We start from the raw sequence: 14,561 nt of genomic DNA, 5'->3' as shown, positions 1-14,561 counted from the left end.
ACACCTACCCATCCGGATGAAACGACCGAAGGAGAACTCCATGCTCGGACGACTCTCCGTGACGCCGACCGACGACGACCTGACCGCACCCCCGGCCACCTCCTGGGTGGTGGAGGCCGACCGTCGGGTCCGTTACGACGTCACCGTGTCACGGGACATCTTCGCCCTAGACAACCATTCTCTGATGCAGGCCGGGACCACCGCATCGGCCACCACACGGCGCCGGTTCGTCGTCATCGACCAGACCGTGCACCGCCTCTACGGCGACCTGTTCGACAAGTACCTGCGTCACCACGGCATCATGGCCCAGCTGTGCGTTCTGGACGCCACCGAGCAGGAGAAGTCCATGGAGTCGGTGGCGCATATCGTGCGCGGCCTGGACGAGTTCGGCATCGACCGCCGCCGAGAACCGATTATCGGTATCGGCGGCGGCGTACTGCTGGATATCGTCGGGGTGGCCAGCAGCCTGTACCGGCGCCACACACCCTACGTCCGCGTGCCCACCACCCTCATCGGTCTGGTCGACGCCGGGGTCGGCGTCAAGACCGGCGTGAACTTCAACGGGCACAAGAACCGGCTGGGCACGTACGAGGCCCCCGCCGCCACCTTGCTGGACCGCAACTTCCTTACCACCCTGGACCGGCGCCACCTGTCCAACGGCCTCGCCGAGATCCTCAAGATCGCCTTGATCAAGGACCGTGCGCTGTTCGACCAGCTGGAGACGTACGGCCGCGTGCTGCTCGACGAACGGCTGCAGGGTACTACTCCGGTCAACGAGATCGCCGCCCGCGAGGTGCTGCGCCGGGCCGTCCACGGAATGCTGGAGGAGCTCCAGCCCAACCTGTGGGAGACCAAGCTGGAGCGGCTTGTCGACTACGGCCACTCGTTCAGCCCGGCGATCGAGATGGCCGCACTGCCCGACCTGCTGCACGGTGAGGCAGTCACCATCGACATGGCACTGACCACCCTCATCGCCCACGGGCGGGGGCTGGTCGGCGACACCGACCGCGACCGCGTCCTGGCGGTGATGAACCTTCTGGAGCTGCCCACTCACCACCGGGGGTGCACCCCCGAGCTGCTCGCCAAGGCGCTGGCCGACACCACCCGGCACCGGGACGGACTGCAGCGTCTCCCGCTGCCCGTCGGCATCGGCGACGCGGTGTTCGTCAACGATGTCACCGACGACGAGCTGCGTCGCGCAGCCGACGCGATCGCTGTTGCCGCGGGCGCCACCACTGGGAGCCCCCGGTGAGCGGCGCGCCGATCGTCACCCGGGTCGGCCGCCCTGCGGACGTGTTCGGGGTGCACGGCGCTGAGGGGCTCTCCCACTGGACCTGCCTGGCCCGGCGCGCGGGCCTGGACGGCACCTGGGAGGCCATCGAATGGGCGTCGATCCCGCCGGGTGGGGTCAGCGGTGAGCACCGGCACACCCGCACCGAGGAGATTTACTACATCCTCACCGGGCGGGCCGAAATCGGCCTGAACGGCAGGCGGACCCCTGTCGGTCCCGGGGACATGGCTCTGACCGCGGCGGGGACCAGCCACAGTTTGCACAACACCGGAGGCACTCCGGTCAACTGGCTCGTTATTGAAATGCTCACCCCCGCGACGGCCGCGGCCGTCCGCTGGGGAGAGCCCGCACGGAAGGGGGCGGATATGGAGAGCACCATCGTCAACCTGCGCGAACAGAGGGAGATCGACCCCAGATCGGTGTTCGATGGCCCGCTGGAGCTGATTCGGATCCGGCGGCTGGCCCCCGGGCAGTCCGAGGGGTTCGATGCCACCGCCCACGAGCACACCCTGTTCGTCCTGGACGGGTCCGGCTTGGGCGCTTCCGGACAGGTCGAGGTGGACCTGGCCGCCGGGACGTCCGTCACCCTCCCCCTCGGCGGACGGATAACCGTCACGGCAGGACCGGGCGGCCTGGAGTTCTTCCATGCGCGGATGGCCGTTCCGGGGGGTCGGGCGTGATCGTCACCGACACCGGTCGCGCGGTCGACGGCGCCGCCATGCCGGAAGGAGCCACCATCTGGCAGTGCTTGGCCCGTCGGGGCATGCTGCACAGCGAGTGCGAGGCTGTCGACCACCTCATTCTGCCCGGCGGCGCCACCCTGGATCGCCGCGGCCGGGACGGCCTACACGAGGTCTGGCTGGTGCTGTCCGGCCGGGCCGGCCTGGGCAACGGCACCTCCCTCGCGGCGGGCCAGGCCGTCCTGGTCAGGGCTGAGGACACCGCCGCCCTGCTGACCGCCGAGACCGAGACCTGGTTGCTGACTCTCACCCTCCTGCCGGACAGCACCGCCCGCAGGCTTCCCGTCCGGGCCCCGGTGATGCTGCCGTGACCCACGGATGTGCCACCGACGACACCGTCCTGGGCACCTGGGCGGACGGCGCCATGACCGCCGCGATGATCACCGAGGTGGGGAAGGTCCAGGCCGTGACCGCGCCCATTCCGCCCCCACTGCCCGGCCACGCGCTGGTCCGGGTCGAACTGGTCGGACTGTGCGGGACGGATCTTGAGCTCTTGCACGGCCAAGCCACCTACATCACCGACGGGCGTACCCGCCTGCCGTGGACATTCGGCCACGAGTGGACTGGGACGGTCGTAGCCACGGCTGGTCCCGACCCGCATGTGCTCCCCGGCCAGCGGGTGGTCGGGCAGACCATGGTTCCCTGCCAGACCTGCCCCGTGTGCCGGTCGGGTAATCGGTCGCTGTGCCCCCGGATGCGGGAGATCGGGCTGTATGGTCTCGACGGGGCGGCTGCCGAGTACGTCCGTGTCCCCCTCCAAGCGCTGGTCCCGGTCCCGGACACTGTGTCAGGTACCGCCGCCACCCTGGTCGAGCCTGCGGTCACCGTTGCGCGTGCGCTCGCAGACACCGGATGCTCGATCACCGACAACGTCGCCGTCGTGGGCACCGGCACAATCGGCCTGCTCGCTGTCATGCTCGCCCGGGCCACCGTGGGCGAGGTGCTCGCCGTCGGCGTGGACCCCGCCGGCCTGGACATGGCCGTCCACCTGGGCGCCGACCGCGCCCTTCGCAGTGGGCAGGCGCCCCCGCGCGGCTTCTCCCTGGTCGTCGAGGCGTCCGGCGACGCGAACGGGTACCTGGAGGCGGTCCGCCTGACTCGCACCGGTGGGCGGATGGCCGCCGTTGGCGTGGTCGGAGGCAATCTCTCCGGGTTTCCCGCCGGCGAGGTGACCCTGCGCGGGCTGACCGTGCACGGCATCCGGCACGGCCTGGAGCACTACGACGAGACGTTGGAGATGTTCGCCGCCGACCTGCTCCAGGCTGGCCCGCTCGTTCACGGCACCTTCCCGCTCGACCGTGCCGCGGACGCCTTCCACACCCTCGAACATGGCCGCTCAGGTCAGCCGAAGGTCCTGCTAAGCGCCGCCGGACTGTGAATCTCCGATACCGAGACGAAAGGCTTTCCATGGCTCACAGCACACCCCGGCGCCCCCGGCCCGAGCCGATCGCGGTGGTCACCGGCGCCAGCTCCGGGATCGGGCGGGCTGCCGCGCTCGCCCTCGCCACCCCCGGCTACCGGCTCGGCCTGGCCTACCGCAGCGACGAGGCGGGTGCCGAGGCCACCGCGCGGGCGGTTCGCGCCGCCGGGGCAGAGGCGCTCCCCTTCCAGCTCGACCTCGCCCACGCCGCAGACTCTGCCGCCCGGCTGGAGAAAGCCGTCGACGAGCTTGGCGGCATCGGCGTACTGGTCAACAACGCCGGAGTCAACCGGCGGTCCCCGCTCATCGAGGAGCGGCTCGACGACTGGCACCGGGTCGTCGAGACTGACCTGACCGGCCCCTTCGCCTGTATGCAGGTGGCCGCCCGCCGGATGATCGCGGCTGGGCGCGGCGGCCGAATCCTCAACATCACCTCCGTCCATGAACACATCCCCATCCGGGACGGAGCAGCCTACTGCGCCGCCAAGGGCGGGCTGGGCATGCTTACCCAGGTGGCCGCGCTGGAGCTGGCCGAACACGACATCACCGTGAACGCCTTGGCCCCCGGCGAGACCGCCACCCCGATGAACGGCGTGCCCGAAGGCGTGGACGCCGCCGACATCTCCCGCCCCGGCATCCCGGTGGGCCGCCCCGGCCGCCCCGAGGAGGTCGCCGCACTTGTGGCGGCCCTGGTCGGCCCCGCGGGCGACTACACGACCGGTGCGTCCATCACTGTCGACGGCGGGCTCACCCTGATGGCCGCGATCTCCAACCAGGCCGACGCCGGACGCCTGTGAGCGGGCCGGTCGGCCCTCCCCACCAAGCACCACCACCGAGGACGGTCGCCCTATGTACCACGACAACGTCTACCTCGCAGGAGTCGGCTCCTACTTCCCCAAGGCCGTCCCGGTCGACGAGGCAGTCGCCCAGGGCCGCTACGACGCTGCGTCCCAAGCCCGCACCGAGCAGCGCTCGGTCGCGGTCGCCGGGGACGGCGACGGGCAGCCCGAGATGGCGGTCCGCGCCGGGCGCATTGCGCTGGGGAGGTCAGCGCACCAGTCAAAGGAGGTCGAGCTGCTGTTGCACGCGGTGGCTGTCTACTCGGGTCTGGACGGCTGGAACTGCGCCTCCTACCTCCAGAACGAGATCCTGGGTGGTGCCGGGATCTCATTCGAAATCCGCCAGGTCTCCAACGGCGCACTCGGCTCCGTGGAGCTGGCGGTGCCGTTCCTGAACGCCGTCCCGGGCCGCGACGCTGCGCTGATCACGGCCGCCGAGAGCTTTGCCGAACCCGCCTGGAACCGGTGGAGGGCTGACTCCGGTCTGGTCTTCGGCGACGGTGCCAGCGCGGTCCTGCTGTCCACTCGCGGCGGGTTCGCCCGGCTGCTGTCGAGCGCCACCGAGACCGCCACGGAACTGGAGGGCGTGCACCGCGGCGACGCCCCCTTCCAGCCCAGCCCTGACCCGTCCGCCTACCCGCTCGACCTGCACGCGCGGGCGGTGGAGTTCGCCGACCGCATGGACATGGACACCATCCATGAGATCGGATCGGCCGGGTTGCGCCGCGCAGCCGAGTTGGCTGCGGCTGACGCCGGCATGGCCCTGGACGAGGCGACGGTCTACGTGGTGCCCAACTTCGGCGCCCGGTTGTTGCGCCAGCAGGTCCTGGAACCGATTGGCGTCCCCATAGAGCGAACTACCCACGCTTGGGGCGCGACCGTGGGCCACGTCGGCGCCGCCGACCAGTTCGGCGCCCTGGATCACTTGGTAGAGCAGGGCAGCGTCGGCCCCGGCGACCGAGTAATGCTCATCGGCGTGGGCGGCGGGTTCAACTGGACCTGCCTCGTCGTCGAGATTCTGCGACGGCCCGCTTGGGCGAGTACCTGATCCACGTCCGACACTCCTGGAAAGAAAAACTGTTGGAAAGGCAGACCATGACAACCACCCCTGACAGCTCTCCGGCCGTCACAGGGCCGGGCATCCCCACCGCCCGCAACGTCGACCACGTCGCCTACACCGTGCCCGATCTGGATGCCGCCGTCGCCTTCTTCAGCGACCACTTAGCCGCGGATCTGCTCTACACCCTGGACTCGGTGTCCGATCCCGAGGGCGACTGGATGGCTGTGCAACTGGGCGTCCACCCACGGGCCGAGGCGCGGATCGCGCTACTGCGGCTGGGCCCCACCCTCAACCTCGAGCTGTTCCAGTACTCGACGCCTGACCAGGAGACCACGGCCCCACGGATCACCGACGTGGGCGGGCACCGGCTGGGCATCGACGTGTCCGATCTGGACGCTGCTGTCGCCTACATGCGCGACGTGCCCGGGGTGGTAGTGCGCGATGAGATCCGTTCGCCCGCTAGCGCCCCCGACGCCGGATGCCGTCGGGCGTGCTTCGAGAGTCCTTGGGGAATGCACTTCGAACTGCGCCAGGTGCCCGACCGGCTACCGTGCGAGAGCGATCCGACCATCCGCTACTTCCGGCCCGGCCCGCAGCCGGGAACCCCCGCGCCGCGCGGGGTGCCCGGGGCGCTCGGCGTGGGCATGTGCTCCTACACCGTCGCCGACCTGGACGCATCGGTGGCGTTCTACACGTCCGTCCTGGGTGGGCGACTGCTGTACCGGCACCGGTGGAGTCTCGACACCCCCGAGGTCGCCGCTCGATATGGCGCCGGCCAAACAGGGGCGGCCGAGACCGCGATGCTGCGCTTAGGGCCGGTCACCCAGGTGGAGCTGACCCGGTACGAGGTCGCGGACCAGCGCACCCACCTGCCGCGCAACAGTGACATCGGCGGTCACCACCTGGCCTTCTTCGTGGACGACGTGGACGCGGCTGCGGCGTTTCTACGAACAACGCCGGGCGTCCAGGTGCTGGGAGAACCGCAGTTGGTCGACGACGGCGGTCCTATCCACGGCGACCGCTGGGTGTACTTCACCGCGCCCACCGGAGCGCAGCTGGAGGTGATCCATATGCCCGACGGCATGCCGTACGAAAAGTTCACCGAGGCGCGTCGATTCGGTCCGAGTCCGAAATGGGAAAATACCTGATAAATGATCGCGTGACATTCTGTATGGATACGCTGAGCAGGTGAACTGCTACACCTCTTGGCCAATTCCTGGATTCTTCCTGACTTGAATTTGCGAAACTGGTGCCGAAATCAATCGACTGGTCGGGCGACCCTTTCGGTGATCCTGGCCGGAGAATCCTGGACACAGAGGTGGAGACATGAGCGCAACGACCCGGCGTGGATTCCTCACCGGGGCGGGAGGCGCCGTTCTGGGCGGCGCGGCGGTGCTGGCGGCTCCGGCCGCGGCCGGAGCCTCGGCCCTCGCCAGAGGGGCCGAGAGCAGGACTGGTACCACCGTTGTCACCCCGGGAGACGTGCGGTATCCCGGCCTGGTCCGCGGTGCCAACCAGCGCTTCACTGGTTCCCCAGACAGCGTCCACGTGGTTACCAACACCCGCGAGGTAGTTCAAGCGGTGAGCTGGGCCGTCGCCGGAGGCAAGCGCGTCTCGGTGCGCAGCGGCGGCCACTGCTACGAGGACTTCGTCGCAAACGACCAGGTCCGCGTCCTGATCGAAATGTCGCAGATGAACCAGGTCTTCTTCGACAGTACGCACTCGGCGTTCGCCGTCGAGGCGGGCGCCAGTCTGTTGGACGTCTACCACACCCTGTTCAAGGGGTGGGGCCTGGTCGTCCCCGCGGGCTCCTGCCCCAGCGTCGGCGCGGGCGGCTTCATCCCTAATGGGGGCTACGGGCCGCTGTCGCGCAGTCTCGGCCTGGCCGTTGACCACCTGTACGGGGTCGAGGTGGTCACCGTGGACGCGAGCGGTCGAGCAAGGGTGGTGCTGGCCACCCGCGACGACGACGGCGACCTCGGTGACCTGTGGTGGGCGCACACCGGCGGGGGCGGCGGCAGCTTCGGTATCGTCACCCGCTACCTGTTCCGCTCCCTCGACGGCGCCGCCCCCGCCGGGTCGCTGCTGCCCCCGCCACCGTCGGAGGTGCTGGTCCGGACCGTAGTGTGGCCCTGGGACACGCTCGACGAGGCGGGCTTCGCCCGGCTGGTCGGCAACTTCGGCTCCTGGCACACCGCGAACAGCGCCCCTGACTCCCCCGGCCGCCACTTGTTCGCTCAGTTGAAACTGGTCAACCGCAGCGCCGGGGCGGTCGCGATGTCGGTGCAGGTGGACGCGACAGTCAAAGACGCCCAAGCGCTGATCGACGGGTTCGTCTCCGAAGTGTCGACGGGCGTGGGTGCCCCCCTCGGTCGGCCCGCGATGCGTCGACCCTGGCACCACGCGCTCCTATGGCAGGGGTTCAGCCCGCCCGACCCGACCGTGATGCGTTTCAAGATCAAGTCGGCCTACATGCGTACGGCCTTCCCCGGCGACCAAGTCCAAGCGCTGTACCGGAACCTGACCCTGGACGATAACACCAACGAGGGAACGCTGGTGATCGTCTCCTCCTATGGCGGCCGAATCAACGCGGTGGACCCCGCGGCCACCGCCACGAACGCCCGCGACTCGATCATGAAACTCCAGTACGTGGCGCTTTGGCAGGACCAGGCCGATGACGGTGCCAACATCGGATGGGTCCGCGGCATCTACGCCGACGTCTACTCCGAGACCGGCGGTGTTCCCGTCCCGAATGACGTCACGGACGGCTGCTATATCGGATATCCCGACGTCGACCTCGGCGACCCGGAATGGAACGGCTCTGACGTCCCCTGGAACGCCCTCTACTTCGGGGACAACTACGCCCGGCTGCGGAGCGCGAAAGCCGCCTGGGATCCCGGAGACGTCTTCCGACATGCGCAGTCGATCCGTCTTCCGGACTGACGGCCCCTGGCGCGGCCATTGGACGGATCTTGACCGGGCCTTGGACGGCACGGCGAACACTCAGGGTGCGAGGCCGAGAACGCCTCGGGCGCGGGTCGGTGTCCGGACCCCGCCTCCCCTCTTACCTTCCATCCGATCGGAGATCGCACAGCATGAACCTCGAAGGCAAGAACGCGCTCGTCACCGCAGCCTCGCGCGGGATCGGCCGGGCCATCGCCCTCCTGCTCGCCGAGCGTGGCGCCAACGTCGTGGTCAACTATCACAAGAGCCCCCACGCCGCGAACGAGATCGTCGAGGCGGTCGCCGCCAAGGGGCGCAAGACCGCCGCGATCCAAGCTGACATGGGTGATTCCGAGGATGTCACCCGCTTGTTCACCGAGGCCGAGCAGACTCTGGGCGGGCTCGACATCGTCGTCAACAACATCGGCATCAACCTGTCCGCCCCGCTGGTCGACACGGAGGAGGCAGACTTCGACCGGACCGTGGCGGTCAACTTCAAGGGGTCGTTCCTGGCCATGAAGTACGCGGCCCGCACCATCTCCGACAACGGCCGCATCATCAACATCTCCACCGGCAACACTCGGGTGTCGATGCCCTTCGTCGGCGTGTACGCGGGCACCAAGGCCGCGACGGAGCAGATGACCTTTTCCCTGGCCAAGGAGCTCGGTTCACGCGGAGTGACCGTGAACGCGGTGCTGCCCGGCCTGACCGACACCGACGGGCTGCGCCCGGAGATCCGGGAGAACGCGGGGCCGATCATCGGCATGACCCCCCTCGGCCGGATGGGCACCCCCGAGGACGTCGCCGAGGTTGTTGCCTTTCTCGCCACGGAAGAGGCCCGATGGGTAACCGGTCAGACCATCGGCGCCTCCGGAGGCCTGTCCTGACCATCCCCTGTCCCGGCGCGCCCCAGGCTCCTCGGGGCGCGCCGGACGACGTCCACCCGCCGTAGAGTCCTCGCCAATGCCGGGACGACCAGGAGTACGTCCGGCGTCGGTGCGGCCGTCACACAGATCTTCTTCCGACCAATCGAGCGTTCTTCCGGCAGAACCGGCCGGAACGACTTACGAACGGATCAGGCACACGTTGGCCGAGCTACTTCCTCTCCACACCGACCCGTCCACGCGGGTGTGCGGCGACCACGGTGACGGCCTGCTGCTGGTCCACGGCGGCGGCAGCGACCCCGTCGCCGACTTCGGGCCTGTGCTGGACGGGCTAGCCGCACGCTACCGCGTCGCCGCCACGCACTTTCCCGGTTCGGGGCCGGCCCCGCGTGCCACCCGCCCGCTGGAACTGGACGACCTGGTCGACCTACAGGTCTCGGCGGCCGACCGGGCCGGTCTGGACACCTTCTCCGTCGCCGCCTTCTCGATGGGCTGCCCGGTCGCAGTCCGACTCGCGGTCCACCACCCCCGGCGGATACGCTCCGCTCACTGGTCATGATGGCCGGCTTCGCCCGCCCGGACACCCGGCTCCAGCTGCTGGTGCGGATCTGGCGGCACCTGCTCGCCTCGGGGAATCGCGCTCGCATGGCGGAGTTCGTCCTGTCCGCGGCGGGGCCCACGAGGTATGGAGCCCCTACCCCGACCGGACGCGGCCATCGGCGGCTACGGCTTAATCGGTACGTTCTCCGGAACGGTGGCTTCACGGGGACCGCCCCTGAACAGTTCGGGCGTGGCGGGAGCTTTCGCGCAGCCGGCGCCCGCCGTCGGCGGTGCGGCCTCCAGCCCCGGGCCCTGGGGCTGGAAGCCGGGACGGTGTCACAATGTCGCCGTGCGGGTCCGCTCCAGGGTCCACTGAGAGACGCTCTCCGGTGGGGTGGGCGCCGACGCCTGGGCATCGTCGCGGGAGAGCACGTGTATCCGGATCAGGTCCGGAAACCGGAACAGCGCGGCGCCCCCGTCCGTGGTTCCGACGACCCGCAGCAGGTGTGCGTCGACCAGCTCGGCCACCGGGCACTCGGCGCTACCCGGGTCGGTGCCCAGGACCTCAGCTGCTTGGTCCAGCGGGAAGGCCACCGGCCCGATGGAGCACAGGCGTAGCAGCGCCCATCGGTAGGACGGGGACAACCGCAAACATGCGTTCTCGAACCATTCGCTCGGGTTGAGCTGGCCGGTGACCAGCTCCTGTAACCGCCGGTCGCTGTCGAGCATGCGCGTCACCAGCTTCTGGACCGGCCACGGCGGTCGGGCGGCCAGCTTCTCACCGGCGGCCCGAACCGCCAGCGGTAGGTTGTCGCAGAGTGCGACCAGCCGATGAGCCGCCTCCGGTTCGCTGGCGGCGCGGGTGCCTCCTGCTACCCGGTCCAGAAGCTGGACACCGTCCTCGGCGGGCAGCGGGCCGACGGTGACGACCGACGCTCCTGCCAGCCCCGGCAACCCCACCCGGCTGGTGATGAGCACCGCGCAGTCGGGACCCGCTGGCACCAGAGGGGTCAGGCGCTGCACGTAGGCCGCGTCGTCGAGGACGACCAGGACGCGCCGCTCGGCGGTCCAACTCCGGTACAGGTTCACCCGCTCGGGCAACTGTTCGGGAATTTGGTCGGGTGGGACACCGGTGGCGCGCAGGAATGAGCCGAGCACGTCGAAAGGCTCCACTGGCCCGCTGAGTGAGGCGAAGAGTTGCCCGTCGGGGAAGTCACTGCGCATGAGGTGTCCGGCGCGCACGGCCAGGGTGGTCTTGCCAGCCCCTGTCTGCCCCGCGACCACCATGACCGCGGGGGCTGTGCCGCGTGCCCTTTGGAATGCCCCCGTGATCGCGGACAGCTCCTGACGTCGGCCGACGAAGTCCGCGCAGTCGGGGGGCAGCTGGGCGAGGGTCATCCGCGGGGCCTTCTTCCCGGCGGGTTCGGCGGGTTCGGCGGGAAGCTCCGCTGCGGGGGCCACCTCCAGCGTTCCCTGGATTAGCTCCCGCTGGAGGTCGACCAGGCGCTCTGAGGGGTCGAGGCCGAGCTCGTCAGCAATACGGGCGCGCAATCGCTGGAAGACGTCGAGCGCGCCACTGCGGTCCCCCCTTCCGGCCAGCGCCATCATGAGCTGGGCGTGGAATCCCTCGTGCAGAGGGTTGGCGGTGATGAGTCGCTCCAGTTCCGCGATGAGCCCGCGGTACTCGCCCAGGCGCAGAGCGACGTCGATGATCTCCTCCTGCAGCCGGAGCCGGACCCCTTCGAGGTGGGCGACCTGGGCCGACAGCAGCGGGCCGAGCCCGATGTCGGCCAGCGCTGGACCTCGCCACAGGGCCAGCGCCCCCCGCAGCAGATCCAGCGCGGCGCGCGAGTCGCCCTGCCTGAGGGCCTCCCATCCCTGGTCGACGGCGGTCTGGAAGTCCCAGTAGTCGAGTTCTCCGGGCGAGAGCCGGATCATATACCCCTGGGGACGGGATTCAATCACTCGCTGCCCGGCGCCCTGCGCGGCCAGTTCCTTACGGAGCTGGTACACGTACGTCTGCACGGTCTTCCGGGCCAGCTTCGGCGGGCTAGCATCCCACAGCTCGTCGACCAGCGAGTTCAAAGAGACGCTCTTATTGTAATTAAGTAGGAGCATGGCGAGAACGCGTCGTGGCATCGCCGCAGAAATCCCTCTTCCAGGGGCCTCCCCTTCAATTTCCATTGAGCCAAGAATCCTTATTTTCATCCCCACTCCAACACTTCACGGGCATGCCGTCCTCAGGAATCCTGGCTTATAAGAGAATCAAGCCAGAGTGACAGATAAATGTGATATCAAACACGACAGGAGAAATTTGTGTAATCGTTATTCGAGCCAAAGACTCTCCGGATGAAACGTGAATCAGGCCGGGTGTGAACAGGAAAATCCTAGCAAAGGATGGTTTTCCGGCCATCCCCAAAAATCACCAAAGGGTGTCGGTTGGGTACTCTGGGTGATTGTCGGCGAATAAAGAGTAGGTCAGCCTGCTCATTTATTGGGGCACGTTCGGTGAAAATGGCCGTAACCGGACATGGGTGATGAGTAGGGACTGCCTCTCGTGGCTCGCGCCGCTACTTTGGGTGGCAGGGGCGGCTCTGGTTACGTTGCTGCTTCGGTGGTCGGCGGTATCGAGGGGAGAAGACTGTCATATGGAGATCCGGTCGTGGTCGTGGAGGGAGTCGCGAACGAATGCGGCGTCACGAGTGCCTCTGCGTGTGGCGGCTAAACGCGGGTCGTCGACGTACATGTCGCCCAGGCCGCGCACGAGGTCGAAGGAATGCTCGTGGTCTCCGCCGACCACTGGGGTCCGCAATTCCCCCGAGGTATTCCACGTGCCGAGCAGCCCATTATTGAGCGCGGTGAGAATCTGGAGGAACACAGCCTGCCTAACCCTTCAGCTGGAGATTATCCGCTCTGTCGTAGTTCGTTATGACGGGCGGGGCGGCGGCCGCGCGGGCGCGGTTGTGTCGCTGGTGGCAGGCGCGGGCGACGGCCTGGTGGCACCGCCGCCAGTGCGACCAGGCCAGGCCCCGCCCGACCCGCTCGCGGTATGGGGCCGGGACTGGACCAGCACGAGCAGGCGCCCGATCTCATAGGCGGTGAACCGGACGGGGCCGATGCTCCTGCTGTGGTCAGGCACGCCCCCTCTCTGGTCCGGCGGCACGGCCGGACCCGTGGTCCCACGCACCGCGCGGGCGTCGTGGACGGCGAGGAAGGCCGCGGCCAGCATCGCCAGGGAGATGTGCCGGTACCGGCCGCCATAGGAGCGCACCTCGTAGTCGGCCAGCCCGCAGGCGGACGTGGCCAGCCGGATTGCCTCCTCCACCCGCCACCTGGCCCCGGGCACACCGACCAACTCCTCCACCGGGGTCTCCTCCGGCCCCCACGCCAGGAAGTAGTCCCGCCCACCGGGGTCGTCGGCGCGGCGCCGGGCGATGATCCAGCGTGCCCAGGCACCGCCACCCGCCTCGGTGTCGGGGTCGGGGACACGGCGCACCCACCATTCCCAGACCCGGCTGTGGAACGGGGAGGGGCCCGCGGGCAGCTCCACCCGGTCCTGCTCGGCCGCGGCCCGGTCCACCAGGCGGGCGATGTACCGCCACCCGGGGTGCGGCAGCACGGTCTGGTTGGCCTGGACCGTGACCGCGTAGGGCAGGCGGTGGGCCTCCAGGAACGCGCGGAACCTCCCGTCGCGGCCGTACACTTCGTCGGCGGCGACCCAGACCCGGCCTTGGGGCAGGTCGGGCAGGGTCCGCTCGATGATGCGCTCGGCCAGCCGGGGCTTGGAGGCACAAAGGGCCATCGGCCGCGCAGATCGCGGCCGATGGCCCGCTGCTGGTGTGCACCAAATGTGCACACAAAACGAGGGCGGTCCTCGACGAAGCCTGCCCTGGTTCTGCGCGCTCAGGAGGATTCGAACCTCCGAGCTTCTGAGCCGTAGCCCCACGCCAGGGACTACTCGAACGATCCGCCCCTGCGGCCTGGTGTCGCCCAGCGATGTGTTGCCTCAGGTCCGACCCGGTCCTCGGACCGGGGTTCGGCCTCGGGCTCGGGCTGGGCGGCTCGCGGCAGCATCGGCACCAGGAGCAGGGCGACCAGGAAGGCCCCCGCGTTGTACCACAGCGTGGCGGCGGCCGCCTCGGAGAACGCCTCGCGGTGGGCCGGAGTGGCCGGATCGGTCGGAGCGCCCGTCGTGGCCAGCCAGAAGAAGATGACACCGACGACGGCCACGCCGAACGCCGTGCCCAGCTGCATGACCGCGTTGGCGACGCCCGAGCCGGCTCCGGCGCTGTCCCCTGGAACGTCGGCGAGGACGACGCTGGCCAGGATGGGCACGCACATGCCCATGCCGAGACCGGTGACCAGAACCGGCAGAGAGACCTGCCACCAGGTGACCTGGGGGCCGATGGTCGACAGGACCGCGATCAGCGCGACCGCGCCGGCGAGCATGACCGCCAGGCCGATGCCGATGACCCGGCGGCCGTGGGTGGTGGCGTAACGCTGAGCGACTCCGGACATCAGGGTGATGCCGATGGGCCAGCTGACGATGGCCACGGCGGTGAGCGTGGGCGACCAGCCCTGGCCGAGCTGGAGGTCCGTAGGTGAGGACGAGGAGTTCGAACGGCTGTTGAAAGACCTACCGCCGCCGGCCGCCTTGGCCGCCTCGCACTGACCCCGGCTTCCCGGCGGACGCGACCGCCCCCCGGTGGAGCACGGGCGGCGGCTCAATCCACGCGGGGGAGGCTCGCCTTCGCACCGACGGTCACGCGTTGCTCGCCGCTATCGGCTGACCAGCCGAGACACCTCCCTGTGAACCCACCAGCAGCGGGCCGCGCCCCGGCCCG

The 14,561-nt window shown here is 69.2% G+C and carries 13 protein-coding genes and 1 pseudogene; 10 read left to right on the top strand and 4 right to left on the bottom strand.

Annotation, left to right across the window (positions count from 1 at the left end; genetic code table 11):
• Window positions 1–40 precede the first annotated feature (40 nt).
• The 10 genes from ABD259_RS01145 (at window position 41) to ABD259_RS01100 (ending at window position 9,736) form a co-directional block, all read left to right on the top strand.
• On the top strand, window positions 41–1,252 hold the full coding sequence (locus ABD259_RS01145) for a sedoheptulose 7-phosphate cyclase (RefSeq protein WP_344159536.1): 1,212 nt from the start codon (window positions 41–43) through the stop codon (window positions 1,250–1,252).
• Complete coding sequence (locus ABD259_RS01140; protein ID WP_344159533.1) at window positions 1,249–1,971, top strand: cupin domain-containing protein; 723 nt, start codon at window positions 1,249–1,251, stop codon at window positions 1,969–1,971. Before ABD259_RS01145 ends, ABD259_RS01140 begins: the two co-directional genes overlap by 4 nt.
• Window positions 1,968–2,342 carry a hypothetical protein gene (locus ABD259_RS01135; protein WP_344159530.1) on the top strand — a complete coding sequence of 125 codons (375 nt, stop codon included), beginning with the start codon at window positions 1,968–1,970 and terminating at the stop codon, window positions 2,340–2,342. Before ABD259_RS01140 ends, ABD259_RS01135 begins: the two co-directional genes overlap by 4 nt.
• Complete coding sequence (locus ABD259_RS01130; RefSeq protein ID WP_344159527.1) at window positions 2,339–3,409, top strand: zinc-dependent alcohol dehydrogenase; 1,071 nt, start codon at window positions 2,339–2,341, stop codon at window positions 3,407–3,409. The genes ABD259_RS01135 and ABD259_RS01130 overlap by 4 nt, the downstream gene beginning before the upstream one ends.
• A 29-nt stretch (window positions 3,410–3,438) precedes the next feature.
• Window positions 3,439–4,248: an SDR family oxidoreductase gene (locus tag ABD259_RS01125; protein ID WP_344159524.1), complete on the top strand. Its 810-nt coding sequence runs from the start codon at window positions 3,439–3,441 to the stop codon at window positions 4,246–4,248.
• A 52-nt stretch (window positions 4,249–4,300) separates the two neighbouring features.
• Window positions 4,301–5,338 carry a ketoacyl-ACP synthase III family protein gene (locus ABD259_RS01120; RefSeq protein ID WP_344159521.1) on the top strand — a complete coding sequence of 346 codons (1,038 nt, stop codon included), beginning with the start codon at window positions 4,301–4,303 and terminating at the stop codon, window positions 5,336–5,338.
• A gap of 47 nt (window positions 5,339–5,385) precedes the next feature.
• On the top strand, window positions 5,386–6,498 hold the full coding sequence (locus ABD259_RS01115) for a VOC family protein (RefSeq protein ID WP_344159518.1): 1,113 nt from the start codon (window positions 5,386–5,388) through the stop codon (window positions 6,496–6,498).
• A 178-nt stretch (window positions 6,499–6,676) separates the two neighbouring features.
• Window positions 6,677–8,293: an FAD-binding oxidoreductase gene (locus ABD259_RS01110; RefSeq protein WP_344159515.1), complete on the top strand. Its 1,617-nt coding sequence runs from the start codon at window positions 6,677–6,679 to the stop codon at window positions 8,291–8,293.
• Window positions 8,294–8,445: 152 nt separating this feature from the next.
• Window positions 8,446–9,180 (top strand): SDR family oxidoreductase, encoded by a 735-nt coding sequence (locus ABD259_RS01105; RefSeq protein WP_344159512.1) that lies wholly within the window; start codon window positions 8,446–8,448, stop codon window positions 9,178–9,180.
• 199 nt (window positions 9,181–9,379) lie between these two features.
• Window positions 9,380–9,736, top strand: coding sequence for an alpha/beta fold hydrolase (locus ABD259_RS01100; RefSeq protein WP_344159508.1), 357 nt, complete (start codon window positions 9,380–9,382; stop codon window positions 9,734–9,736).
• A gap of 317 nt (window positions 9,737–10,053) precedes the next feature.
• Here ABD259_RS01100 and ABD259_RS01095 read toward each other — a convergent pair whose 3' ends face one another.
• From ABD259_RS01095 to ABD259_RS01080, 4 genes and pseudogenes are all read right to left on the bottom strand, one after another.
• Window positions 10,054–11,856, bottom strand: a complete 1,803-nt coding sequence (locus ABD259_RS01095; RefSeq protein WP_344159505.1) for an AfsR/SARP family transcriptional regulator — start codon at window positions 11,854–11,856, stop codon at window positions 10,054–10,056.
• Window positions 11,857–12,361: 505 nt separating this feature from the next.
• Window positions 12,362–12,595, bottom strand: a complete 234-nt coding sequence (locus ABD259_RS01090; protein WP_344159502.1) for a hypothetical protein — start codon at window positions 12,593–12,595, stop codon at window positions 12,362–12,364.
• Between the two features lie 261 nt (window positions 12,596–12,856).
• Window positions 12,857–13,543: pseudogene (locus tag ABD259_RS01085) on the bottom strand (IS701 family transposase); the annotation flags it as partial.
• A gap of 128 nt (window positions 13,544–13,671) precedes the next feature.
• Entirely contained in the window at window positions 13,672–14,445 is a 774-nt protein-coding gene (locus tag ABD259_RS01080) for an MFS transporter (protein WP_344159496.1), read from the bottom strand.
• Between the last annotated feature and the right edge of the window lie 116 nt (window positions 14,446–14,561).

The sequence above is a fragment of the Nocardiopsis rhodophaea genome, assembly GCF_039530945.1.
GTDB lineage: Bacteria > Actinomycetota > Actinomycetes > Streptosporangiales > Streptosporangiaceae > Nocardiopsis_C > Nocardiopsis_C rhodophaea.
The sequence above is the reverse complement of the archived record's forward strand: the minus strand, read 5'-3'. Positions and strand labels throughout refer to the sequence as shown.

Coding starts and splice junctions, on each gene's coding strand:
- ABD259_RS01105 (WP_344159512.1), top strand. CDS start 8,446: ATGAACCTCGAAGGCAAGAACGCGCTCGTCACCGCAGCCTCGCGCGGG.
- ABD259_RS01125 (WP_344159524.1), top strand. CDS start 3,439: ATGGCTCACAGCACACCCCGGCGCCCCCGGCCCGAGCCGATCGCGGTG.
- ABD259_RS01115 (WP_344159518.1), top strand. CDS start 5,386: ATGACAACCACCCCTGACAGCTCTCCGGCCGTCACAGGGCCGGGCATC.
- ABD259_RS01110 (WP_344159515.1), top strand. CDS start 6,677: ATGAGCGCAACGACCCGGCGTGGATTCCTCACCGGGGCGGGAGGCGCC.
- ABD259_RS01145 (WP_344159536.1), top strand. CDS start 41: ATGCTCGGACGACTCTCCGTGACGCCGACCGACGACGACCTGACCGCA.
- ABD259_RS01120 (WP_344159521.1), top strand. CDS start 4,301: ATGTACCACGACAACGTCTACCTCGCAGGAGTCGGCTCCTACTTCCCC.
- ABD259_RS01095 (WP_344159505.1), bottom strand. CDS start 11,856: ATGCCACGACGCGTTCTCGCCATGCTCCTACTTAATTACAATAAGAGC.